A 21,978-nucleotide genomic window follows, 5' to 3' on the forward strand; every position below is an offset into this window, starting at 1 on the left:
GAGCGGGCCTGCGCCGCGGGCGGGCGGCCTACAGGACCAGGTCGCTGAGCAGCGCCCGCGGATCGGGGCGGTTGCGCTCGGGCGCTTCCAACGTGGGCGTGCCGATATGGATGAATCCGGCGACGCGCTCGTGCGGGCCGAGCCCCATCAGGCGCCGCGCTTCGGCATCGTGGGCCGGCCAGCCGGTCAGCCAGCAGGCGCCGAACCCCAGCGATTGCGCCGCCTGCAGCAGGGCGAAGCAGACGCTGCCGGCGCTTAGCAGGCGCTCCTGCTCGGGAATCTGCTGGTCTTCCGGGTCCAGCACCGCCACCACGACGATCACCAGCGGCGCATGGCTGAACCGCTGCCGGTCCTTGTCCAGCACCGCCGCCGGCGCCTCCGGGTCGCGCCGCTGCGCAAGTTCGGCGAGCGCGTCGCCCAGCCGCGTCCGCGCAGGGCCGGCGATGCGCACGAAGCGGAACGGCACGCGCTTGCCGTGGTCGGGCACCCGCACCGCCGAACGCAGCATGCGCAGCACGGTGGCCTCGTCCGGCCCGGGTTCGCCGAGCTGGCGGGCGGGGACGGACCGGCGCTGGTCGAGCGGGATCTGGCCGGTATCGGAGCTATTTGCGGATGCAGTCACAGACTGTTGACCGTGAAAACTGAATGATGTGATGGCGATTCAACCTTGCGCATTGTCCCCAAACATGATGCACCGTTCCGTTCCGACAGGTCAGCCAGCCGGCCGGGCAGGTCCGGCGCGCGCCCCTGCCCAGGTGCTGGAGGCGCTCAAGCACGATGCCATGACCGAGCTCGGCGGAGTCCTGTCCGGATTCTGGAGCGCGATCGAGGAACAGGTGCGGCTGGCCTCGCTGGCCGGGCACGACTACGTCGCCGCGCAGGAAGACCGCGTTGCGGTGATGGCGCTGAGCCATCGCGCGCTGGAGCTGGCAACCCGCTTCCGCGAATCGATCGAGAAGGAGTTCGCGCGCTGGCAGGATCCGGACGATTCGCCGCAGCGCGAGCGTTCGCTGACGCTGATGTCGGAATCGGAGCTGGAGATCCATCTGGCCGGGCAGCAGATCGTCGAGCTGCTCGACCACCAGTTCCTGCATCCGCTGGCGCAGCTCGACGAGCGCCTGCGCCAGCTGTCCGAAGCGCTGGGCATCGACCGCCGCCGCTCCAACCCGCTGCGTCCGGAAGTGGCGGTGACCGCGTTCGTGGCGCTGTTCGAACCCGACGACCTCACCACCGGGCTGCGCTCGATGGTGTTCCAGCAGTTGGACAAGCGCCTGCCCAAGGTGCTGGGCGAGCTGTACGACAAGGCCAGCGCGACCCTGGACGCGGCGGCGTTCAGCGCGGCCGCACAGGTCCGCAGCGCCCCGGTCCGGCCCGCGCCGCGTCCGGCGCCGAGACAGGCCGGGCCGGACACCTCGGAGGAGTGGGTGCCCGATGGGGGCGTGGTACCCCACACCGGCGCGGGCGGGGCGTCCGAGCAGGCGCCGGGCGGCTTCCACGGCGGCGGACAGGTCGATCACGGCGGCTACGCGGCCGGCACCGGGTCGGGCTTCGCGGCGGGACCAGCCGGCCCGGCGGCGAGCCAGCAGGGCGGCGAGAGCGCCGCCACCAGCCGCGTGCGCGAGCAGGTCGTGGCCGAGGCCCTGGCCAGCGGACGCCCGCTGCGCTATCGCGACCTGGTGCGCGACCAGCTGCGCGCCTGGCGCGCCCGCGCGCCGGCCGACGAACCACCGCAGGGGCCGGGCCGGACCGGCCTCCCGTCGGTGCCGAGCCATGCCTCGCCATCGGCCGGCCATGTCCTGGAAACGCAGGAGCTCGTCAGCCTCGCCTCGCTGCTGCAGGGCGATGATCCGGCGCCGTTCGAGAAGGTGCTGGCCGGCGAGGATGCGCGTCCGCTGGCCGACGTGATCCGCCATTCCCTGCTCGACGGCGTGCGCCAGATCGGATTCGATCCGGCCCATACCCACTTCAGCGGCGACGAGGAGGACGCGATCGACCTGATCGGGATCCTGTTCCAGTCGCTGTTCGACGCCAACGACCTGGTCGGCGACGCGCGCCAGCTCTACGGCAAGCTGGTGGTGCCCTACCTCAAGGTGGCGCTGACCGACGATTCCCTGTTCAACCGCCGCAGCCACCCAGCGCGGCGCCTGCTCGATGCGGTGACCGAGGCCTGCGACGGCAACGAAGGCAAGACGCCGCAGGACCAGGAAACGCTGAACCAGGCCGGCCACGCGGTCGACCGCGTGGTCGAGGAATACCAGGACGACCAGGCGATCTTCGAACTGGCGGCCGCCGAGCTGCGCGACCATCTCGACCAGCAGCGGCGCCGCGCCGAGCTCACCGAGAAGCGTGCGGCCGAGGCGATCCACGGCCGCGAGCGGCTGCAGCAGGCGCGGCGCAGCGCGGCCGACCTGGTCGCCTCGCGGCTTGCGGGGCGGCCGCTGACCGCGGCGGTCGCCCATTTCCTCGACCGCCACTGGCGCCACCACCTCACCCAGACCTGGCTGCGCGACGGCGCCGATTCCCAGCGCCACCTGGCCGCGATCAACCTCGGCGATGCGATGGTGCAGGTGGATGCCGACGCCGCCGAGGTGCGCGGCGCGGTCGTGGCCAGGCAACTGCTGGCGCTGCAGGTGCCGCTGGGCGAGTGCTATGCCAGCTGCGGCATGGAGGCGGGCAGCGCGCGCGACGCGATGGCCCGCATCATCTCCGCGCTGGCCCTGCCCGACACGCCGCGCACGGTGCACCAGCCGCAGCTCGAGGAGGCGGACCCGAGCGAGGCCGACGGGGTCCTGCGCGTGGCCGGGGGCAGCGCGCAGATCGAGTTCGATCCCGCGATCGCCGCGCGCATGCGCCGCCTGCGCGTGGGCCAGGGCCTGCGCCTGGTGGATGAGGACGGGCAGGACAGCGCCGGCCGCATCGCCTGGATCAGCCCGCTGACCGGGCGCTTCCTGATCGTCAACCGGCGTGGCCTGCGCAAGACCGTGGTGTCGCCGGAGGAGCTCGCGGCGATGGTGGCCCAGGGCAATGCCCAGGTCCGTTCGGTGGACTCGCCCTTCGACGAGGCGATGAAGCAGCTGTGGCAGCGCATCAACGCCGTGGCCGAGGATGCCTCGGCACTGCCGCGCCAGGAGCGCAAGCTGGGCTGAGCGCGCGGTCCCGCCGCATGGTGCCGTAACGGCTGTTTCCCTTGCCCCATTGTCGTGGCGCCGGCGTCGCGTCGCGCCTGCGGTGGCGATTCGCTACGATGGCGCGACTTTCGCGGGGGATGGATGCATGACGGTGATCATTGCGGTCGCGCGCGAGGGCGCGCCGGGCGAGCGGCGTGTCGCGCTCACCCCGGAAACGGCGAAGAAGCTGGTCGCGGCCGGCGCCACGGTGCGCGTGGAACGAGGGCTGGGCGCGCTGGCCCACTTCCCTGACCAGGCCTATGCCGATGCCGGCGCGATGCTGGTGGAGGGCGACGTGCTCGACGGCGCCGACCTCGTGCTGTGCGTGCAGCCGCCGCCGCCTGCGTCCATCGCGCGCATGAAGCCCGGCGCGGTCCTGATCGGCGCACTGCAGCCGCAGGCCGACGAGGCGCGCGCCGAAGCGATCCGCGCCGCCGGCGTGCTCGCCTTCCCGCTCGAGCGGCTGCCGCGGACCACGCGCGCACAGGCCATGGACATCCTCAGCTCGCAGGCCGGCATTGCCGGCTACAAGGCGGTGCTGATCGCCGCGCAGCTGGCGCCGCGCTACTTCCCCATGCTGACCACCGCCGCGGGCACGATCCGGCCCTCGAAGGTGCTGGTCATCGGCGCCGGCGTGGCCGGCCTGCAGGCGGTGGCCACCGCCCGGCGCCTGGGCGCGCAGGTCGAGTGCTTCGACGTGCGGCCGGAGACACGCGAACAGATCGAATCGCTGGGCGGTCGCTTCCTGGACCTGGGCGTCAGCGCGGCGGGCGAGGGCGGCTACGCGCGCCAGCTCACCGACGAGGAGCGCGCGCTGCAGCAACAGCGCCTGGCCGAGCATCTCAAGGGCATCGACGTGATCGTCTGCACCGCGGCGGTGCCCGGGCGCCCGGCGCCGAAGATCATCACCGCGGCGATGGTGGCCGGAATGAAGCCGGGCAGCGTGGTCGTGGACCTGGCCGCGGAGACCGGGGGCAACTGCGAGCTGACCCGCCGCGGCGAAACCATCGACAGCGGCGGCGTGACCATCTCCGGCCCGCTCGACCTGGCCAGCCAGGGCGCGCTGCACGCCAGCGAGATGTACGCGCGCAACCTCTACAACTTCGCATCGCTGCTGCTCAGGGACGGCGCGCTCGCGTTCGACTGGGACGACGAACTGCTGGCCAAGACGGTCTGGCCGGAGCGCGCGGCCGGCTGAGCGCGGCGTCGCGCGACCGCGCGGCTTACCGGGCGCCTTCCTCCTCCCGCGGTGGATGCGCCTCTACCCAGGCCTTGCGCTGTTCGGGCGTCATCGCCTTCCAGCGCTGGATCATCGCCCTGCGTTCGGCTTCGGGCATCGCCCGCGTGTGTTCGAACAGCGCCCGCGCCTGCTGGCGCTTTTCCGGCGGCAGGTTGCGCCAGCGCTTCATGCCGTGGCGGGCGTGCTCGCGCTGTTCCGGGGTCATCGCGTGCCAGCGGCGTGCGTGCTCGAGCATGTGCGCGCGCCTGTCGGGCTCGCTGCGATTCCAGCGCTCGCGCACCGGCGCCAGCAGCAGTTCGCGCTGTTCTGCGGTGAGCTGGTCCCAGGCCGGCAGGTCGGCGGCGGCGTTCGCCTGTGCGCTGGCGGCCAGCGGCGCCAGAGCGAGGAGGAGGGCAAGCAGGCAGGTACGGGGCGACATGGTCTACTCCATCGCAATCAGGTCTGCCTCGCCCGAGGCGAGCCAGACATAGAAATCGGGGCCCTGGTCGAGATCGTCCAGCACGGTCTCGATGCCGGGCTCGGTGACCGCGGTGGCGGCCAGCGCGGGGGCCGCAGGCGCGCCCGGATCCTCGCCGGACATGCGCAGGCCGACGCCGAGGCCGGTCGCGACCACCAGCAGCGACGCGAATGCGGCGGCCGGCAGCCGCCAGCCCCGGCGTGGCGCCGGCGCCAGCGTCGCGTGGCGGCGGCGATGCAGCTGCGCCATGGTGGCGGCGGACACGTGCGCCAGCGCGTCCGCATGCGCCGCGCGCGCGGCCTGGTCCAGGCGTGCGTGGCCGGGGTCGGGGGTGTTCATCGGAAATCCTCCAGTTGTTTCTGCAGGGCCTCGCGGGCGCGGAACAGGTGCGTCTTCACCGATCCCTCGCTGCAGCCCATCACTTTCGCGGTCGCTTCGACGTCCAGCTCCTCCAGCACCCGCAGGCTGAAGGCTTCGCGCTGGCGCTCAGGCAGGCCGCGCAGGGCGGTGGCCAGGCGGCCCCAGGCTTCGCGACCGTCGTGGGCGCGGGCCGGGTCGGGCGTGGATTCGTCGGCCCAGTCGATCTCCTCGCCGTTCGGCTCGCGCGAGTCGGTCATCCATTTCAGCCGGAACGTGCGCCGGCGCTGCAGGTCGATGATCCGGCTGCGCAGCACCGACCAGAACAGCGGCGTCCATTCGCTGGCGGGGCGATCGCGGTAGCCGAGCATCTTCGCCATCGCGTCCTGCACCGCGTCCAGCGCGTCCTCGCGGTGGCGCAGGCCCAGCTCGGCGAAGCGGAATGCGCGCGCCGAGACGCCGGCCAGGAACTGTTCCAGGCTTGCGGCGGCCGCCGGTGCGGAGGCGTTGGGGGCAGGGCTGTCCACGCCGGCCAGCCTAACCGCTGGCGCGGGCGTGGAGCCGGGTGCGACCCGCCGCATGTCGTATCCGCCGTCCATCGATGCCTGCAGGGAACTCCCGTGGGGACGGGGATGACAACGCGTCCGGGGCCGGCCGGTTGACCGCCGCCCGCCGGGTTCAGCCGCGGTTATGATGCGGGCCTCATGCAGCGGCAGTGGGGAAGGGGATGAGCGACGGATTCGTGGCCTTGTACATCTTCATGCTGGCGGCCATCGCCGGGCACGTGATCATCTCGCGGGTGCCGGTGATCCTGCACACGCCGCTGATGTCGGGCAGCAACTTCATCCACGGCATCGTGCTGATCGGCGCGATGGTGGTGCTCGGCCATGCCGACACCACGCTGGAGAAGGCGATCGGCTTCTTCGCCGTGCTGATGGGGGCGGGCAACGCCGCCGGCGGCTACGTGGTCACCGAGCGCATGCTGGAGATGTTCAAGCCCTCGAAGAAGCCGGGGGGCGGCGCATGAGCGGCGCGGAACTCCTGGGCCTGGTGGTCAAGGCCAGCTACCTGGTCGCCGCGACGCTGTTCCTGCTCGGCCTGCAGCGCATGGCCTCGCCGAAGACCGCGCGCAGCGGCATCCGCTGGGCCGGGCTGGGCATGGTGATCGCGACCGTCGCCACGTTCTTCCTGCCCGATCTGCACAACATCCCGCTGATCCTCGCGGCGACCGCGATCGGCACCGCGATCGCCTGGATCTCGGGCAAGAAGGTCGCGATCACCGACATGCCGCAGATGGTGGCGCTGTACAACGGCCTCGGCGGCGGCTCGGCCGCGGCGATCGGCGGGGTGGAGCTGCTGCGCTGGTCGGCGGCCGGACAGGCGAGCGGGCCGGTGCCGCTGGTGCTGGCGGTGCTCGGTGGCCTGATCGGCTCGGTGGCGCTGTCGGGTTCGGTGATCGCCTGGGCCAAGCTCGACGGGCGCATGGACAAGCGCTACGCGTTCCCGGGCATGCAGGCGTTCAACTTCCTGGTGTTCGCGGCGGCGATCGTGCTCGGCGGGCTGGTGGTGTGGTCGCTGGGCCTGCACTGGATCGTCGCGTTCTTCCTGGTCGCGCTGGCGCTGGGCGTGCTGATGACGCTGCCGATCGGCGGCGCCGACATGCCGGTGGTGATCTCGCTGTACAACGCGCTCACTGGCCTGGCGGTGGCGTTCGAGGGCTACGTGCTGGGCAACGAGGCGCTGATCATCGCCGGCATGATGGTCGGCGCGGCGGGCATCCTGCTGACGCGGCTGATGGCCAAGGCGATGAACCGCTCGATCAAGAGCGTGCTGTTCTCCAACTTCGGCGGCGGCGGCGCGTCGGCCGCGGAAATCAGTGGCTCGCAGAAGCCGATCGAGGCCGCCGACGTCGCCGCGATGATGGCCTACGCCGAACGCGTGGTGATCGTGCCCGGCTACGGCATGGCCGTGGCCCAGGCACAGCACAAGATCTGGGAGCTGACCCAGCGGCTGGTCGAACGTGGGGTGAAGGTGAAGTTCGCCATCCACCCGGTCGCCGGCCGCATGCCGGGGCACATGAACGTGCTGCTGGCCGAGGCCGGCGTGCCCTACGACCTGATTGCCGACATGGACGACATCAACCCCGAGTTCGCCAATACCGACGTCTCGCTGGTGATCGGCGCCAACGACGTGGTCAACCCGGTGGCCAAGACCGATCCAGCCAGCCCGATCTACGGCATGCCGATCCTGGACGTGGTCGAGTCGAAGAACACCATCGTGATCAAGCGCGGCAAGGGCACCGGCTTCGCCGGCATCGAGAACGCGCTGTTCTACGCAGACAACACGCGCATGCTCTACGGCGACGGTGCGGAAATGGCCAGCGCCCTGGTCAGCGAGCTCAAGGCGCTCGACGGCGGGCACTGAGCCGCGCCATCAGCGCGAGGCGAGCGCCGCCGCGGCCAGGGCCGCGGCCATCCACAGCAGGTCGGCGGGGCTGTTGAACAGGCGCACCAGCAGCGTGCCCAGTTCCGGCCCCAGCTTGAGCAGCGATTCCCACGGCAGCAGGCCCATGTGCCTGCCCAGCCAGGTCGCCACGATCACCCAGTTGGCCGCAAGGATCGCCAGCAGCGTCGCCAGCACGCCGCACATCGCGCGCACGGCGCCTGGACGCATCCGCAGCAGGCGGACCACCAGCGCCGCGTCGACCGCAGCGACCGCCGCCATCCAGCTGCACTGCCGGTCCAGGCGCATCGACAGCATCACCCAGACGGCCGCCACGCCGAGGCTGGCCAGGCCCAGCAGCGCCGCGGCGGGGACGGGGGACACGGGACGGCGCGGTGGCGGCATCGGAAGGCTGCGTTGCGGACGGCCGCACAGGATACCGGGCGCGCGGCGGTACAATGGCGCATTGCCCTCCGGGCCGTCGGCCCCATCTTTCCCGCATGTATTCCCGCAGCAGTGAACCGGTGCGCTTCGAGCGCGATTGCGATGCCGTCCTCGTCCCGCAGGGCGAAGAGGTGACCCTGCCGGCGGGGAGCGTGGGCTACATCACCCAGGCGCTGGGCGGCAGCTGGACGGTGTTCGTGGAAGGCAACCTGTTCCGGATCGCCGGCAAGGATGCCGATGCCATCGGCAAGGAGCCGCCCGAGCCGCTGCAGCTGGCGGAAGGCGCGGACGATGCCGCGGTCGAGCAGCTGGTGTGGAAGCAGCTGCGGACCTGCTTCGATCCCGAGATTCCGATCAACGTGGTCGACCTGGGCCTGGTCTACGAGGCCGACGTGCGCTCGCTGGGCGAGGGCCGGCGGTCCGTTGACGTGAAGATGACCCTGACCGCCCCCGGTTGCGGCATGGGCGACATCCTGGTCGAGGACGTGCGCAGCAAGCTGGAGCTGATCCCGACCGTGGAGGAGGCGGACGTCGAGCTGGTGTTCGATCCGCCGTGGAACCGCTCGATGATGTCCGAGGCCGCACGGCTCGAAACCGGGATGCTGTAGGGCAGCAGACAGCGCTCGACATGTCGGATACGCGACGAAAGTCACGATTTCACATGCAACTGATTCTCGTCATCCCGTTGCGGCACGATTCAGCTGTCGTGTAGCGTCAGTTTGCGGACGGATTTTGTCAGTTCGCATCACTCCGACTGACGCGAGACACAGGGATGTTCCACACTTCGTCCATCTGTCTGGTCCCGTGCCTGCCGGCATTTCGCCGCCCAGGCGGCTTGCTCCTGTTCCGGGGGTCATCCAGATGAAGCACTCTTCCAGGCGGCAGATCCGCCTGCACGCGCTTGCGGCCGCGACTGCGGTCGCCCTGTCCACCATCGTCGTCGCGCCCGCGTTCGCTGGCCGCGTCGAGCTGAGCGGGCTGCAGTCGGACACCGCATTCGACCAGTTCATCGTCAAGTACAAGGCAGGCACGCCCGAGGCGTCCGATCCGGCTGCGATCGGACGGGGACTCGACGCGGCTGCCGCCGTTGTCGTCAGCGGCGCGCAGGCCATGCGCGGCGACCCGCGTGGCGTGCCGCTGGGACTCGCGCACCACCGGCGCATGGCGATCGGCGCCGACGTGGTCAGGGCGAGCCGCAAGCTCGACCGTATCGACGCCGAAACCCTGATGCGGCAGCTCGCGGCCCAGCCCAACGTGGAGTACGTCGAGGTCGACAAGATCAACCGCATCGCGCTGACCCCCAACGATCCGCAGTTCGGCCAGCAGTACGGCTTCGGGACGGGCGCCGGTGGCATCCGCGCCACCGAGGCCTGGGACGTCACGAGCGGCGCCGGCACGGTCGTCGCGGTGCTCGATACCGGCATCACCAGCCATCCCGACCTCAACGCCAACGTCCTGCCCGGATACGACTTCGTGTCGGATGCGACGGTCGGCGGCGACGGCAACGGTCGCGACGCCGATGCCAGCGACCCGGGCGACTACTACGGTGGCGATCCCTCCAGCTGGCATGGAACGCACGTGGCAGGCACGGTCGCCGCGGTGACCAACAACGGCGTCGGCGTCGCCGGTACCGCGTTCAATGCCAAGGTCGTGCCGGTGCGCGTGCTTGGTCGGGGCGGCGGCTACGATTCCGACATCGCCGATGCCGTCATCTGGGCATCGGGCGGCAGCGTGGGCGGCGTGCCGGCCAACGCCAACCCGGCCGAGGTGATCAACCTCAGCCTCGGTGGCGGCGGCAGTTGCGGCAGTGCCATGCAGAGTGCGATCAACGGCGCGGTCGGCCGCGGCACCACGGTGGTGATCGCCGCGGGCAACAGCAATGCCAACGTGTCCGGCTTCTCCCCCGCCAACTGCAACAACGTGGTCGTGGTGGCGTCCAACACGAACACCGGCGCGCGCTCGAGCTTCTCCAACTACGGCGCGCTGATCGATGTCTCGGCCCCCGGCTCGAGCATCGTGTCCACCCTCAATTCCGGAACCCAGGGCCCGGGTTCGCCGAGCTACGCCAGCTACAGCGGCACTTCCATGGCGGCGCCGCACGTGGCCGGCGTGGTGGCGCTGATGCAGTCCATCGCCACGACGCCGCTCACGCCCGCGCAGGTGGAGGCGACGCTGAAGAGCACGGCGCGCGCGTTCCCGTCGACGCCATCGCAGCCGATCGGCAGCGGCATCGTCCACGCGCGCGCCGCGGTCGACGCGGTCGGCGGCGGCACCGGCAACGCCCCGCCCAGCGCCGGCTTCACTTCCACCGTCAACGGGCTGAGCGTGCAGTTCACCGACACCTCCAGCGACAGCGACGGCTCGATCGCCTCGCGCAGCTGGAACTTCGGCGATGGCACGAGCTCCACCGCCACCAACCCCGCCAAGACCTATGCGGCGGCCGGCACCTACAGCGTGTCGCTGACGGTGACCGACGACGACGGCGCCAGCAACACCCGCACCCAGTCGGTGACCGTCGCCAGCGGCGGCGGCGGAGGCAGCGTGCTGCAGAACGGCGTCCCGGTGACCGGCATCTCCGGCGGTTCGGGCAGCACGCAGTACTGGACGATCGAAGTGCCGGCGGGCGCCAGCAACCTGGTGATCGCCAGCAGCGGCGGCAGCGGCGATGCCGACCTGTACGTGCGCCGCGGCGCGGCGCCGACCACCTCGACCTACGACTGCCGCCCCTACCGGTCCGGCAACAGCGAGTCGTGTTCGTTCGCCTCGCCGCAGGCGGGGACCTGGCACGTGATGCTGCGCGGCTACTCTGCGTATTCGGGAGTCTCGCTGACCGGCTCCTACAGCGCAGGCGGCGGTGGCGGCGGCCAGACCTACAGCAACGGCACCGACTACACGATCAACAGCAACGCCACGGTGGAAAGTCCGATCACGGTGTCCGGGCGCAGCGGCAACGCGCCGTCCAGCACGCCGGTCGCGGTCGATGTCCGCCATACCTACCGCGGCGACCTGAAGGTCGACCTGGTGGCGCCGGACGGCAGCGTGTACGTGCTGCACAACCGCAGCGGCGGCAGTGCCGACAACGTCATCGGCACCTACACGCTCAACCTGTCCAGTGAATCGCTCAACGGCACCTGGCGGCTGCGGGTCAACGACAACGCAGCCGGCGACAGCGGCTACATCAACAGCTGGAGCATCACCTTCTGATGCGCCCGCGCAGGAACCACCGCAAGGCAGGGTGACAAGGGGCGGCACGCCGGACACCGGCGTGCCGCCTTGCTTATCCGGGGCGAAGCCCTCCGCACGAGGAGTCGATGGAATGAAACGGTTCACCGGTTGGATCATCGCGGGAATGCTGGCGGCGGGAGCGGCGCAGGCCGCCACCGGCGACGCGCGGCCAGCAGCGTTCACTCACAGCTTGCCGGCCGAGCACACGGTGCAGGTCAAGAGCATGCCCGGCGTGGACGTCGCGCGGCTCAAGGCGGAGGACGCCAGGCGCCGGGCCAAGCTCGCCAATGCGCCGGTGCGGTTCGCGGCCCCGCTGGCGGTCGACATCACGCCCGCCACCGCAGGCGACTGGGACCAGGCGGGCGACATGCTGGTCTGGCGCCTGCGCGTGCAGTCCAAGGGTGCCCTGACCCTCAACTTCGGTTTCAGCGAATACCGCATGCCCGAGGGCGGGCACATGCTGGTCTATCCGGCGGGCCTGCGCAGCAATGCCAGCCCTGACCTGATCCGCGCCTTCACCAGCGCGGACAACAAGGCGCACGGTCGCCTGTGGACGCCGGTGGTGCCCGGCGACCACGCGGTGATCGAAGTCGCGGTGCCCAAGGCACGCGCGGGCGAACTGAAGCTGCGCCTGACCAGCGTCAACCATGACTACGTCGGCTTCGACCGCCTGGCGCGGGCCGGGCTGGTGCAGCCGCAGGGCGTGTCGGGCAGCTGCAACATCGACGTGGTTTGCCCCGCGGGCGACGGCTGGCGCGAGCAGATCCGCTCGGTTGGCGCCTACTCGCGCTTCGGGACGTTCTACTGCTCCGGCTCGCTGGTCAACAACACCGCCAACGACCAGAGCATGTACTTCCTGACCGCCAACCACTGCAGCATGGGCACGGCCGATGCCGCCGCCAGCATCGTGGTGTACTGGAACTACCAGAACTCCTACTGCCGCACGCCGGGCAGCGCGGAAAGCGGACAGAATGGCGATGGCAGCCTGGCGCAGAACCAGACCGGCGCGGTCCCGCTGGCGAGCTTCTCCGGCTCCGACTTCACCCTGCTCGAACTGGACGATCCGGCCAACGAGGCGTTCAACCTCTACTGGTCCGGCTGGGACCGCCGCGACATCACCTTCCCGGGCGCGACCGGCATCCACCATCCGCGCGTGGCGGAAAAGCGCATCACCCACTCAGACAATCCGCTGCGCATCGAGGGCTACCTCGGCGGCGCCGGGACCAACCACCTGTACGTGTACTGGAACCAGCCGGGCACGACCGAAGGCGGCTCGTCCGGCTCGCCTCTGTACAGCCCCGACGGTCGCGTGATCGGCCAGCTCCACGGCGGCTACGCCTCGTGCTCGACCAGCGGTCCGACCGACCACGCCGATTGGTACGGCCGCGTGTACACCTCCTGGACCGGCGGCGGCACCGACAGCAGCCGCCTGAGCAACTGGCTCGATCCGGCCGGTACCGGCGCGGAGTTCATCGACGGGCTCGATTCGACCCCGACCGACCCGACGCTTCCGGTGGCCGGCTTCAGCTGGACGGCCGAGGAACTGACGGTCAGCTTCACCAGCACCTCGACCGATGACGGTGGCGCCCCGGCGCATGCCTGGGACTTCGGCGACGGCAGCTCCTCCACCGAGGAGAATCCGGTCCACACCTATGCTGCGGACGGCAGCTACACGGTGACCCTGACGGTGACCGACGGCGACGGCAACACTGACACGCACACCGCGACGGTGGACGTGGAGGCGATCCCGGAGGCGATCGAACTGGTCAACGGCGAGGTGAGCATCATCTCGGGCGCGGCCGGCAGCGACACGCTGTACCGGCTGGAGGTTCCGGAGAACGGCACCGGGCCGCTCAGCTTCCGCAGCTACACCGGCAGCGGCAACGTTTCGCTGTACGTGAGCCACGAGGCCGTGCCGACGACCGCCGACTACGACTGGCGTTCGACCCGGCCCGGCAACAACGAGGCCGTCGTCATCGCCGACCCGGAGCCGGGCATCTACTACGTGCTGGTGCGTGGCGAGAGCGCGTATTCGGGCGTGCGCCTGGTGGCCACGCACGGCCTGAGCGAGACCTACGGCAACGACACCGCGTTCCCGATCCCCGACAACAGCAGTGCCGGCGTCGAGAGTCCGGTCACCGTGTCCGGCGCCTCCGGCAACGCGTCCTCGCAGACCCAGGTGTACGTCAACATCACCCATACCTGGATCGGTGACCTGATCGTGACCCTGCGCGCGCCCGATGGCTCGGCCTACGTGCTGCACAACCGCAGCGGCGGCAGCACCGACAACATCGACGCGACCTACACGGTCGACCTGTCGAGCGAGTCGAAGAACGGTACCTGGGCCCTGCACGTGTCCGACAACGCGGCAGCGGACACCGGCACCCTGAACGCCTGGAGCATCACCTTCTGATGCGACGCGACGGGCTCCGCGACGGAGCCCATCCGCGATCCGGACCCCGGCCACGGCCGGGGTCCTTGTTTCCGGATACCGCATCGCGGACGTGGTCGCCTCGGATCGAACGGCCCGCGCGCAGTGAGACGAGCCGGTCCTGCCTCGCCGTTCACCCGCCGCAAACCCCGGGCAGTCCACGATCGCCGCTTGCGGATCCAGGCAAGGAGTCGATGATGATGAGCATGCTGCGCCGCCGCCTGGCCCTGCCGCTGCTGCTGCCGGGCCTGCTGATGGTGGCCTGCGCGACCGCGACCGGGGAGGAGCCGATGGCACCGTTCGAACTGCAGGGCGATGGGCCCTTCCAGCGCTTCATCGTGCGTTACCGCGACGGCAGCGACCCGGCGGAAGACCGCGCCCGCGTGCCTGCACGCCTCGCACGGACGGCGGCGACCGCCGAGCTGTCGCCGGCGCCGGTGCCGAGCTGGCAGCGGCGCCTGGCCGTGGGTGCGGACGTGTTCACCGTGGACCGCGCGCTGGACCGCGACGCCGCCGCGGCGCTGATGCTGTCCTTCAGCCGCGATCCGGACGTCGAGTACATCGAAGCGGACCGGATGATGGGCATCGGGCCGCAGCCGCGCATGCCCATGCGCGACGAAACCATGCGCGACGAAAACTGAAGCGGCAGCGACTCAGCCGGCCGCTTCGAAGCGGTTGGCGTCCACGTTCTTGCGGACCTTCGCCGGATCCCAGATGCGGCCGTTCATCGCGATGTACGCGCCCGGCGGCAGGCACTGCACCGCGCCGACCGCGGTGCCGATGTTGAACTCGGCATCCGAACCGCGGAAGCGGGCGGGGTTGAGCGCGCCGGTGAGCACGATCGTCTTGTCCGGGATCGAGGCCAGCACCCGCGCGGTGTCGACCATCGAATCGGTGCCATGGGTCAGCAGCACGTGGCGCGCCGGCTGCGCGGCGATGGTGGCGCGCACCAGCTCGCGGTCGGCATCGCTGATGTGCAGCGAATCCTTGCGCAGGATCGGGATCACGCGGAAGCGGAAGGCCACCCCCAGCTCTTCGAGGATGCGGCCGATCTGCGGTTCGCCGACCTGGTAGTCGGACTTGTCGTCGAAGTAGATCTTGTCGATCGTGCCACCGGTGGTGACGATCAGCAGCTCTTCCATTTCGGTACTCCTGCCTGCGCCGGACGCAGGGTTCTTCATGTGCGACGCAAGGGTCGGGTGCGGTGGCGCGGCGACGCCGCGCGGCGGCATTTCATTCGCGCTTGCCGAAGCGGGCGCGCAGCCCGCCCCAGCTGGAAACGAAGACCGCCAGCACCGACAGCGCGGTGGCGGCGAGGGCGAACCAGCGCTGCCCGGGTTCGGCCCAGGCGGTCATCACCCCATGGCAGAACAGGAACAGGCCCAGCACGCCGGCCCAGAACGCGGCCCGCGCGCTGCCCAGCAGCGCACCCACGAGCAGCAGCCCCGGCGGCAGCACGAACACCAGCAGTGCAGCGAGCATGTGCCGGTCGTCCCAGAACCAGGCCAGGTACAGCGCGGCCTGGGCCAACAGGATGGCCGCCAGCATGCGCCGCGGTGCGCGCGCTGCCATCAGGCCAGCTTCCCGGCCAGCGTGGCCACGCGCCGCCCCAGCGCACGCGCGAGCGTGGCCTCCTCGTCGGTCGGCGCCGGTTCGTCCGACTGGCCGGCGACGTGGCTGGCGCCATAGGGCGTGCCGCCGCTGCGGGTGCTGCTCAGCAACTGCTCGGTGAACGGGATGCCGGCGATCACGCAGCCGTGGTGCAGCAGCGGCACCATCATCGTCAGCAGGGTCGATTCCTGCCCGCCGTGCATCGAGGCGGTGGACGTGAACACGCCCGCCGGCTTGCCGACGAGGGTGCCGCTGGCCCACTGCGCACCGAGGCCGTCGAGGAAATGCTTGAGCGGCGCGGCCATGTTGCCGAAGCGGGTGGGGCTGCCCAGCAGCAGCCCGGCGCATTCGTCCAGGTCGGAAGCGTCCACGTAGGGCGCGCCGCTCTCGGGCACCGGCGGCTCGGCGATGCGCGTCACCGCCGCCACCGGCGGCACGGTGCGCAGGCGCGCCTGCATGCCCGGCACCTCGCCGACCCCGCGCGCGACCTGCCTGGCCAGCTGCGCGACCGAGCCGTTGCGGCTGTAGTAGAGCACCAGGATGTCGGGCATGCGCGGCTCCGCGAAACAGGGTGCCAATTCTGACAGGCTTTGCGGCGCGGCTCACCGGCGGGACCCGCGGCTTTGCTACGCTGCGTCGATGCAGCCGCTGGCAACGCTCGAACATTGGATGGACCGGGTGCGCGACCGCGAGCGCGTGGGTACGTTCGCGCGCTTCCTCGCCCGTCGCTTCCTCGACGACCGCCTGTTCCAGGCCGCCGCCGCGCTGGCCTACACCACGATCTTCGCGCTGGTGCCGCTGGCGATCGTGGTGCTTGGGGTGCTGTCGGCGTTTCCGATGTTCGGCGAGTGGCGCGACCAGCTCACCGAATACATCTTCTCCAACTTCGTGCCCAGCGCGGCCAGCACGGTGAAAGGCACGCTGCTGGAGCTGGTCGACAAGGTGACCACGCTCACCGTGGCCGGCGCGATCGGCCTGATCGTGTCGCTGCTGATCACCCTCACCAGCGTCGAGGCCACCTTCAACCAGATCTGGCGGGTGCCCTCGTCGCGGCCGCAGCTGGGGCGCTTCCTGGTGTACTGGACGGTGCTCACGCTCGGTGCGCTGCTGGCGGCGGCCTCGCTGGCGATGTCGGCGTGGCTGCTCGCGCTGCCGGTGTTCAGCACCAGCGAGGGCAGGGCGCTGTCGGGGCTGGCGCTGCGCCTGGCGCCGTTCACCATCGAGCTGCTGCTGGTGACCGCGCTGTACCGGGTGGTGCCCCACCGTTCGGTGGCGCTGCGCCATGCCTTCGCCGGTGCGCTGCTGGCGGCGGTGCTGCTGGAACTGGTGAAGTGGGGCCTGGGCATGTACCTGGGCATGTTCACCACCTACCAGCGCCTGTACGGCGCGCTCGCCGCGCTGCCGATCCTGATGATCTGGATCTACCTGGGCTGGGTGGCGGTGCTGCTGGGCGCCTCCTTCGCCTCGGCGATCTCCGCCTTCCGCTACCAGCCCGCGGCGATGCGTCTGCCGGAGGGCTACGAGATGTACGGCCTGCTGCGCCTGCTCGGCCGTTTCGCCGAAGGGCGGCGCACGGGCCGCGGGCTGCATACCGAGCAGATGCTCGAGCTGGAGCCGATGCTCACCGACAGCCAGCTGCAGCAGTTCCTCGGGCAGCTGGCCGGGATCCAGCTGCTGCAACGCGCCGAGAGCGGCGAGTGGCTGCTCGCCCGCGACCTCGATACGCTGAGCCTGGCCGATCTCTACGAAGCCTGCCACCTGCGCGTGCCGGTCACGGAAGCGTGGCTGCCGTGCCGCGAGGATGCGCTCGGTGCCGCCGCGATCGCGGCGCTCGACGAACTCCGGCTGCCGCTGCGCGACCTCCTCCGGCGCAACGTCGCCCACCTCTACCCACCTGCAGGAACCTCCGCATGAATCGCGCCGCCTTCGCCGCCGTCCTGTCCGTATTGCTGCTGGCCGGCTGCCGCCCGGCGACCGACGCGCCGGACGGGGCCGCGCCCGCGCCGGCCGACAACGCGCCCGCGCCGGCTGCATCCGATGCCGCGCCGGCCGACCCGGCCGCGGTCGATGCCGCCGAAGCCGAGCGCCCGGACGAGCCGGCCCTCAACGTCACGACCGTCGACGGCGAGCAGTACGACCTGGCCGCGCATCGTGGGCAGTGGGTCGTGGTCAACTTCTGGGCGACCTGGTGCTCGCCCTGCCTGAAGGAAATGCCCGAACTCTCGGCGCTGCACACCATGCGCGAACACATCAGCGTGGTGGGGCTGGCCTACGAGGAGATCGACGTGCCGGCGATGCAGTCGTTCCTCAACGAGCATCCGGTGGCCTATCCCATCGCGATCATCGACGTGTACGACCCGCCGGCGGACTTCGACACGCCGCGCGGCCTGCCGATGACCTACCTGATCGGACCGGACGGCAAGGTGGCGCGCCAGTTCCTCGGCCCGGTCACGGCCAGGGAGATCGAGACCGCGATCGAAGGCAGCGGCGGGCCCAGGCTCGACGCGCTGCCGGCAGGTGGGCCGGAGCAGGCGTGAGCATGACGGTCCGGTTCCTGGTCAGCGGCCGCGTGCAGGGCGTGCATTTCCGCGCCGCGACGCGCGAACAGGCGCTGCGCCTGCGCCTGTCTGGCCATGCGCGCAACCTGGACGACGGTCGCGTCGAAGTGCTCGCGGCGGGAGAAGCGCAGGCGGTCGAGGCGCTCGCGCAGTGGCTCGAGGACGGGCCGCCGGCGGCGAGGGTGGCGGGCGTGGAGCGCTGCGCGCACGCGGGGCCGGCGCCGGAGGAGGGGTTCGCCACGTTCTGACACGCCTGCCGCCGGGCAGGCCTGTGCGGTCCCGTCGAGTCGACCGCACAGCCGGATTTTCGCCGGCGCTCCGCGCCATTGTTTCGTCCTTCGCAGGGCGCACGCGCGGCTTCCAGCCGCCAACCTTCGCGCGGGGGCGATCGAATCTAACGCGGCGCTTCCCCACTCGTGGAAGGCTGCGCGCCTTGCTCCTGCAGGCGCATGGCACGTTCCAGCTGCGCCTCGTCCAGCGGTGGCGGCCGCGCGCGGGCGCCGATCACCTGGTTCTGCCAGCCGGGCAGCTTGCGGATGCCCTTGGCGGCCAGCTCCAGGCCCTTGTTGATCCCGATCTGCACGATCCCGCCGCGCATCCCGATCTCCTCGGCGCTTGGCGGTTCGTCCCAGGCGCGATCGAACACGGTGGTGTCGGTCTCGACCGGGTTGCGGAATCCGAACGGGTCGGGCGGCCGCCTGCCGATCACCCGCACGGGCGCCAGCTCCGTGGCCTGCGGCTGCGCGGACGTGGCGTTGGCGCCGGCATCGGCGGGCGGATCCTGCGCACGGGCCGGCGTCGCGAGCGTCCATGCCAGCAGGAGCAGCGCCAGGCGCACCGGCTTCAGGCCTCGAACGGCGGCAGCGGCTGCAGCACGCCGTAGCGCTCGGGTTGCGGCGCTCCCTGCAGCGGCGGCAGCTCGATGTCGGGCGGTGGCACGCAGGTGTCCGGAAGCCGGTCGAGCAGGTCGCGGATGAGCGTCAGCCGGCCGCGACGCTGGTCGTTGAAGTCGACCAGGGTCCAGGGCGCGTGCGCGGTGTGGGTGGCGGCGAGCATGTCCTCGCGGGCCTGCGTGTACTCGGCGTAGCGCGAGCGGGCCTCGAGGTCGACCGGCGAGAGCTTCCAGCGCTTGAGCGGATCGCACAGGCGTTCGCGGAACCGCTCCTCCTGGCGCGCCTGGTCGCAGCACAGCCAGTACTTGAACAGCAGCACGCCGTCGTCGACCAGCTGCTGCTCGAACACCGGCGCCTGCTCCAGGAACGCCGCCACCTGCGCCGGGTCGGCGTATCCCATCACCTTCTCGACGCCGGCGCGGTTGTACCAGCTGCGGTCGAACAGCGCGATCTCGCCCGCCGCCGGCAGGTGCGCCGCGTAGCGCTGGAAATACCACTGGGTGGACTCGCGTTCGGTGGGCCTGGGCAGCGCGACCACGCGGCACTGGCGCGGGTTGATGCGTTCTGCCACGGCACCGATGGCGCCACCCTTGCCGGCGGCATCGCGGCCCTCGAACACCACCACCAGTCGCCTGCCGCTGTGCCGCAGCCAGCGCGCCATCGCCACCAGTTCGAGCTGCATCGGCCTGAGTGCGGCCCGGTAGGGCTCGCGCTTGAGCGCGCTCACGTGCGGCCTCCCGCGATGCCGCGCCTGGTCGCCGCCAGGTGCCCGCCCAAGGGCATGCCGGGCGCGGCGCGACCGGTCCGGCCTGCGTTCGCGCGATTGCAACGCGAACGGCCGTGCACGCCCGGACTCAAGCCGGCTCCGAGAGCCGCGGGCGGAGCGCGGCCAGGTTGCAGGGGCCGGTACGCGCGTCGAGCTGCGCGCGGATGATCCGCTCCCATGCGGTGCGGCAGGCCGAGGTGGAGCCGGGCAGGGCGAACAGGAAGGTCGCATTGGCCAGGCCGGCGAAGGCACGCGACTGCAGCGAAGACGTGCCGATCTCCTCGAACGAGATGGCGCGGAACAGTTCGCCGAAGCCGGGCATCTGCTTGTCCAGCAGCGGCAGCAGCGCCTCGGGGGTGGAATCGCGCCCGGTGAAGCCGGTGCCGCCGGTGACCAGGATGCCGTCCACGGCCGGATCGGCGATCCACTTCGACACCAGTGCGCGCATCGCGTAGCGGTCGTCGGGCAGCAGCGCGCGTTCGACCAGGCGATGGCCTTCGGCCTGCAGCGAGGTGGAGAGGTAGTCGCCGGAGCCGTCTTCGGCCAGCGTGCGTGAATCGGACACCGTCAGCACGCACAGCGCGAGCGGGATCCTGTCGTTCTTGGCGGTCATGACCGCAGCCTACCGCATGCCGGCGGCGGCTGGATCAGCCGGCGTCGACGTCGCGGCGAGGCGTCGCGCCAGCCCCGCGAAGTCGCGGGCGAAGCCGGCCATGTCGAACAGGCCCGAGTCGCGCCGCGCCTGCGCCAGGCGGGCGCGCAGCGCGGTCCGCTCGTCGGCGTCGCGGGCCAGGCGGATGGCGGTCGCGACGAAAGCGTCGTCGCTGTCGACGTTCATCGCGTCCAGGCCGAGGTGGTGGTTGAGGCTGCCGGCCACGCGCGCGGCGAAGGTGCCGCCGGGCCGGGTCAGCACCGGGCACCCGGCCCACACCGCGTCGGAGGCGGTGGTATGGGCGTTGTAGGGATTGGTGTCGAGGAACAGATCGGCCAGCTGCAGGCGCGCGAGGTAGGCCTCGTGCGGCTGCTTGGGCATGAACACCAGCCGGTCGGGATCCACGCCCTGCGCGCGGGCCGCGTCGCGCAGGCGCTGGTCCGCCTGGCCGGGCCCGGACAGCAGCCACAGCACGCTGCCGGGCGCGCCGCACAGCACCGCCAACAACCGCGCGAAGCTGGCGGGATTGAGCTTGTAGCTGTTGTTGAAGCAGCACAGCACCACCGCCGCGTCGGGTAACCCGCAGGCCTGGCGCGCCGGTGGCGGCGGCAGCGCGCGGCTGGTATCGGACGGCTGGAAGCAGCGCGGCAGCCACGCCACGCGTTCGGAGAAGTGGGGGACCAGCGCCCCGGGCAATACGAACCGGTCGGCGATGACGTGGTCGATCCACGGCGCGCCGCTGGTGCCGGGATAGGCCAGCCAGCCGACCTGCACCCTGGCCGGCCGCAGGGCGAGGATCTCGGGACGGCCGCCGCCGCCCCAGCCACGCAGGTCGAACAGCACGTCGATGCCGGCGGCGCGGATGCGCGTCGCCGCGTCCACATGGCGCAGGTTCGCCAGGTCGTGCCAGTGCGTCGCCGCGCGCAGTCGCTGCGCGATCGCGCTGCCGTCGTCGCGCGCCAGCGCGAACAGGTGCGATTCGACGCCGGGCTCGGCGCGCAGGGCTTCGAGGAAGGCGACGGTCAACAGGCCGGTGGGATGCGCGCCGAAGCCGTTGGACAGGAAACCCAGCCGCAGCGGGCCGGCGACGCGCGGCGGCGCGGGCGGCAGCGGCCGCACTGCCGCGGCGATCGGGCCGGCGCGCAGGCGCGCGCAGCGCAGCTGTTCCGCCGCGCTGGCATCCTCGCTGAGGAAGGCGAAGGGTTCGACCGCCGCGCGTCCAGCGGCCACCGCCGAGCGGACCTGTGCCGACAGCGCGTCGAGCCCGCGCCAGTCGCACAGCCGCCGCCGCCAGGCGAGCAGGTAGGCGGCGATCTCGGGCGAATCCGGGGCCAGGGCCCAGGCCTGCGCATAGGTCGCGTTGGCGCCTTCGGCGTCGCCCGCGTCCTCGAGCACGTGCGCCAGCCACACCGCGATGCCGGGGTGCGCGGGCGCATTGCGCGCGGCCGCGCGCAGGCTGGCGACGGCCTCGTGCAATCGGCCGAGCATCCACTGCGCGCGCCCCAGCCGCGCCAGCGCCTCCGGGTGGCCGGGCGCCAGCTGCAGCGCGCGCTGCGCCGCGTCGATGCAGGCCTGCGCGGCGCCGGCCTCGACCTCGGCATCGGCCAGCAGGATCCACGCGAAGGCGTTGTGCGGCTCGCGCCGCACCGCCTCGCGCGCCTGGCTGCGGGGATCGCGTCCGGGCGGCGACGCTCCGCCGGCGCCGGTCATCGCGCCGCGGACCGCATGCGGCCGC

General features: G+C 71.5%; 23 protein-coding genes and 1 pseudogene. 12 read left to right on the forward strand and 12 right to left on the reverse strand.

Annotated features, from left to right (window positions below; genetic code table 11):
- Window positions 1-28: 28 nt before the first annotated feature.
- Complete coding sequence (locus tag Q0863_RS16720; protein ID WP_298581122.1) at window positions 29-622, reverse strand: nitroreductase; 594 nt, start codon at window positions 620-622, stop codon at window positions 29-31.
- A 67-nt stretch (window positions 623-689) separates the two neighbouring features.
- Here Q0863_RS16720 and Q0863_RS16725 point away from each other — a divergent pair, with 67 nt between their 5' ends.
- Both Q0863_RS16725 and Q0863_RS16730 read left to right on the forward strand, forming a co-directional pair.
- Window positions 690-3,146 (forward strand): DUF1631 family protein, encoded by a 2,457-nt coding sequence (locus Q0863_RS16725; protein ID WP_298581214.1) that lies wholly within the window; start codon window positions 690-692, stop codon window positions 3,144-3,146.
- Window positions 3,147-3,273: 127 nt separating this feature from the next.
- A complete protein-coding gene (locus Q0863_RS16730) occupies window positions 3,274-4,365 on the forward strand; it encodes an NAD(P) transhydrogenase subunit alpha (RefSeq protein WP_298581124.1) in 1,092 nt (363 codons plus the stop codon).
- A 25-nt stretch (window positions 4,366-4,390) separates the two neighbouring features.
- Here Q0863_RS16730 and Q0863_RS16735 read toward each other — a convergent pair whose 3' ends face one another.
- Genes Q0863_RS16735 through Q0863_RS16745 form a run of 3 tightly spaced genes read right to left on the reverse strand, consistent with a single transcriptional unit; the run spans window position 4,391 to window position 5,748 of the window.
- Window positions 4,391-4,825, reverse strand: a complete 435-nt coding sequence (locus tag Q0863_RS16735) for a DUF3106 domain-containing protein (RefSeq protein WP_298581126.1) — start codon at window positions 4,823-4,825, stop codon at window positions 4,391-4,393.
- 3 nt (window positions 4,826-4,828) lie between these two features.
- Window positions 4,829-5,203 (reverse strand): hypothetical protein, encoded by a 375-nt coding sequence (locus Q0863_RS16740; protein WP_298581129.1) that lies wholly within the window; start codon window positions 5,201-5,203, stop codon window positions 4,829-4,831.
- Window positions 5,200-5,748: an RNA polymerase sigma factor gene (locus Q0863_RS16745; RefSeq protein WP_298581132.1), complete on the reverse strand. Its 549-nt coding sequence runs from the start codon at window positions 5,746-5,748 to the stop codon at window positions 5,200-5,202. The genes Q0863_RS16740 and Q0863_RS16745 overlap by 4 nt, the downstream gene beginning before the upstream one ends.
- Before the next feature lie 200 nt (window positions 5,749-5,948).
- On the opposite strand from Q0863_RS16745, the gene Q0863_RS16750 reads away from it, so the two are divergent.
- Complete coding sequence (locus tag Q0863_RS16750; protein ID WP_298581134.1) at window positions 5,949-6,248, forward strand: NAD(P) transhydrogenase subunit alpha; 300 nt, start codon at window positions 5,949-5,951, stop codon at window positions 6,246-6,248.
- Window positions 6,245-7,645, forward strand: a complete 1,401-nt coding sequence (locus Q0863_RS16755) for an NAD(P)(+) transhydrogenase (Re/Si-specific) subunit beta (RefSeq protein ID WP_298581136.1) — start codon at window positions 6,245-6,247, stop codon at window positions 7,643-7,645. Before Q0863_RS16750 ends, Q0863_RS16755 begins: the two co-directional genes overlap by 4 nt.
- A gap of 9 nt (window positions 7,646-7,654) precedes the next feature.
- Here Q0863_RS16755 and Q0863_RS16760 read toward each other — a convergent pair whose 3' ends face one another.
- Complete coding sequence (locus Q0863_RS16760; RefSeq protein WP_298581139.1) at window positions 7,655-8,047, reverse strand: hypothetical protein; 393 nt, start codon at window positions 8,045-8,047, stop codon at window positions 7,655-7,657.
- 116 nt (window positions 8,048-8,163) lie between these two features.
- Between Q0863_RS16760 and sufT the strand changes: the two genes are divergently transcribed.
- The 5 genes and pseudogenes from sufT (at window position 8,164) to Q0863_RS16785 (ending at window position 14,404) form a co-directional block, all read left to right on the forward strand.
- Window positions 8,164-8,715, forward strand: coding sequence for a putative Fe-S cluster assembly protein SufT (gene sufT, locus Q0863_RS16765; protein ID WP_298581141.1), 552 nt, complete (start codon window positions 8,164-8,166; stop codon window positions 8,713-8,715).
- Between the two features lie 253 nt (window positions 8,716-8,968).
- A pseudogene (locus Q0863_RS16770) lies at window positions 8,969-10,612 on the forward strand (S8 family serine peptidase); the annotation flags it as partial.
- A 57-nt stretch (window positions 10,613-10,669) separates the two neighbouring features.
- Window positions 10,670-11,311, forward strand: coding sequence for a proprotein convertase P-domain-containing protein (locus tag Q0863_RS16775; RefSeq protein WP_298581217.1), 642 nt, complete (start codon window positions 10,670-10,672; stop codon window positions 11,309-11,311).
- A gap of 112 nt (window positions 11,312-11,423) precedes the next feature.
- Window positions 11,424-13,745, forward strand: coding sequence for a proprotein convertase P-domain-containing protein (locus Q0863_RS16780; protein WP_298581144.1), 2,322 nt, complete (start codon window positions 11,424-11,426; stop codon window positions 13,743-13,745).
- 218 nt (window positions 13,746-13,963) lie between these two features.
- Window positions 13,964-14,404, forward strand: coding sequence for a hypothetical protein (locus tag Q0863_RS16785; RefSeq protein WP_298581147.1), 441 nt, complete (start codon window positions 13,964-13,966; stop codon window positions 14,402-14,404).
- A gap of 12 nt (window positions 14,405-14,416) precedes the next feature.
- On the opposite strand, the gene Q0863_RS16790 is transcribed toward Q0863_RS16785, so the two are convergent.
- From Q0863_RS16790 to wrbA, 3 genes are all read right to left on the reverse strand, one after another.
- Window positions 14,417-14,905 (reverse strand): asparaginase domain-containing protein, encoded by a 489-nt coding sequence (locus tag Q0863_RS16790; RefSeq protein WP_298581149.1) that lies wholly within the window; start codon window positions 14,903-14,905, stop codon window positions 14,417-14,419.
- A 91-nt stretch (window positions 14,906-14,996) separates the two neighbouring features.
- Window positions 14,997-15,335, reverse strand: a complete 339-nt coding sequence (locus tag Q0863_RS16795; RefSeq protein WP_298581152.1) for a DUF2069 domain-containing protein — start codon at window positions 15,333-15,335, stop codon at window positions 14,997-14,999.
- Window positions 15,335-15,925, reverse strand: coding sequence for an NAD(P)H:quinone oxidoreductase (wrbA, locus tag Q0863_RS16800; RefSeq protein ID WP_298581155.1), 591 nt, complete (start codon window positions 15,923-15,925; stop codon window positions 15,335-15,337). Before wrbA ends, Q0863_RS16795 begins: the two co-directional genes overlap by 1 nt.
- A gap of 88 nt (window positions 15,926-16,013) precedes the next feature.
- On the opposite strand from wrbA, the gene Q0863_RS16805 reads away from it, so the two are divergent.
- The 3 genes from Q0863_RS16805 to Q0863_RS16815 are packed head-to-tail and all read left to right on the forward strand — an operon-like array spanning window position 16,014 to window position 18,180.
- The gene (locus Q0863_RS16805) at window positions 16,014-17,288 is read left to right on the forward strand and encodes a YihY family inner membrane protein (protein WP_298581158.1); all 1,275 of its coding nucleotides are present in this window, start codon (window positions 16,014-16,016) and stop codon (window positions 17,286-17,288) included.
- Window positions 17,285-17,911, forward strand: coding sequence for a TlpA disulfide reductase family protein (locus Q0863_RS16810; RefSeq protein WP_298581160.1), 627 nt, complete (start codon window positions 17,285-17,287; stop codon window positions 17,909-17,911). The genes Q0863_RS16805 and Q0863_RS16810 overlap by 4 nt, the downstream gene beginning before the upstream one ends.
- Before the next feature lie 2 nt (window positions 17,912-17,913).
- Entirely contained in the window at window positions 17,914-18,180 is a 267-nt protein-coding gene (locus Q0863_RS16815; RefSeq protein WP_298581220.1) for an acylphosphatase, read from the forward strand.
- A gap of 146 nt (window positions 18,181-18,326) precedes the next feature.
- On the opposite strand, the gene Q0863_RS16820 is transcribed toward Q0863_RS16815, so the two are convergent.
- The 4 genes from Q0863_RS16820 to Q0863_RS16835 form a co-directional block, all read right to left on the reverse strand.
- Window positions 18,327-18,770 carry a hypothetical protein gene (locus Q0863_RS16820; RefSeq protein WP_298581163.1) on the reverse strand — a complete coding sequence of 148 codons (444 nt, stop codon included), beginning with the start codon at window positions 18,768-18,770 and terminating at the stop codon, window positions 18,327-18,329.
- A 5-nt stretch (window positions 18,771-18,775) separates the two neighbouring features.
- A complete protein-coding gene (gene ppk2, locus Q0863_RS16825; RefSeq protein WP_298581165.1) occupies window positions 18,776-19,552 on the reverse strand; it encodes a polyphosphate kinase 2 in 777 nt (258 codons plus the stop codon).
- A 127-nt stretch (window positions 19,553-19,679) separates the two neighbouring features.
- A complete protein-coding gene (moaB, locus tag Q0863_RS16830) occupies window positions 19,680-20,204 on the reverse strand; it encodes a molybdenum cofactor biosynthesis protein B (RefSeq protein ID WP_298581168.1) in 525 nt (174 codons plus the stop codon).
- Window positions 20,205-20,213: 9 nt separating this feature from the next.
- The gene (locus Q0863_RS16835) at window positions 20,214-21,953 is read right to left on the reverse strand and encodes a tetratricopeptide repeat protein (RefSeq protein ID WP_298581171.1); all 1,740 of its coding nucleotides are present in this window, start codon (window positions 21,951-21,953) and stop codon (window positions 20,214-20,216) included.
- Between the last annotated feature and the right edge of the window lie 25 nt (window positions 21,954-21,978).

The organism is uncultured Luteimonas sp. (genome assembly GCF_947492465.1).
Lineage (GTDB): Bacteria > Pseudomonadota > Gammaproteobacteria > Xanthomonadales > Xanthomonadaceae > Luteimonas.

Coding starts and splice junctions, on each gene's coding strand:
- Q0863_RS16815 (WP_298581220.1), top strand. CDS start 17,914: ATGACGGTCCGGTTCCTGGTCAGCGGCCGCGTGCAGGGCGTGCATTTC.
- sufT (WP_298581141.1), top strand. CDS start 8,164: ATGTATTCCCGCAGCAGTGAACCGGTGCGCTTCGAGCGCGATTGCGAT.
- Q0863_RS16750 (WP_298581134.1), top strand. CDS start 5,949: ATGAGCGACGGATTCGTGGCCTTGTACATCTTCATGCTGGCGGCCATC.
- Q0863_RS16735 (WP_298581126.1), bottom strand. CDS start 4,825: ATGTCGCCCCGTACCTGCCTGCTTGCCCTCCTCCTCGCTCTGGCGCCG.
- Q0863_RS16795 (WP_298581152.1), bottom strand. CDS start 15,335: ATGGCAGCGCGCGCACCGCGGCGCATGCTGGCGGCCATCCTGTTGGCC.
- Q0863_RS16790 (WP_298581149.1), bottom strand. CDS start 14,905: ATGGAAGAGCTGCTGATCGTCACCACCGGTGGCACGATCGACAAGATC.
- Q0863_RS16785 (WP_298581147.1), top strand. CDS start 13,964: ATGAGCATGCTGCGCCGCCGCCTGGCCCTGCCGCTGCTGCTGCCGGGC.
- wrbA (WP_298581155.1), bottom strand. CDS start 15,925: ATGCCCGACATCCTGGTGCTCTACTACAGCCGCAACGGCTCGGTCGCG.
- Q0863_RS16755 (WP_298581136.1), top strand. CDS start 6,245: ATGAGCGGCGCGGAACTCCTGGGCCTGGTGGTCAAGGCCAGCTACCTG.
- Q0863_RS16810 (WP_298581160.1), top strand. CDS start 17,285: ATGAATCGCGCCGCCTTCGCCGCCGTCCTGTCCGTATTGCTGCTGGCC.
- Q0863_RS16740 (WP_298581129.1), bottom strand. CDS start 5,203: ATGAACACCCCCGACCCCGGCCACGCACGCCTGGACCAGGCCGCGCGC.
- Q0863_RS16780 (WP_298581144.1), top strand. CDS start 11,424: ATGAAACGGTTCACCGGTTGGATCATCGCGGGAATGCTGGCGGCGGGA.
- Q0863_RS16805 (WP_298581158.1), top strand. CDS start 16,014: ATGCAGCCGCTGGCAACGCTCGAACATTGGATGGACCGGGTGCGCGAC.
- moaB (WP_298581168.1), bottom strand. CDS start 20,204: ATGACCGCCAAGAACGACAGGATCCCGCTCGCGCTGTGCGTGCTGACG.
- Q0863_RS16725 (WP_298581214.1), top strand. CDS start 690: ATGCACCGTTCCGTTCCGACAGGTCAGCCAGCCGGCCGGGCAGGTCCG.
- Q0863_RS16835 (WP_298581171.1), bottom strand. CDS start 21,953: ATGACCGGCGCCGGCGGAGCGTCGCCGCCCGGACGCGATCCCCGCAGC.
- Q0863_RS16730 (WP_298581124.1), top strand. CDS start 3,274: ATGACGGTGATCATTGCGGTCGCGCGCGAGGGCGCGCCGGGCGAGCGG.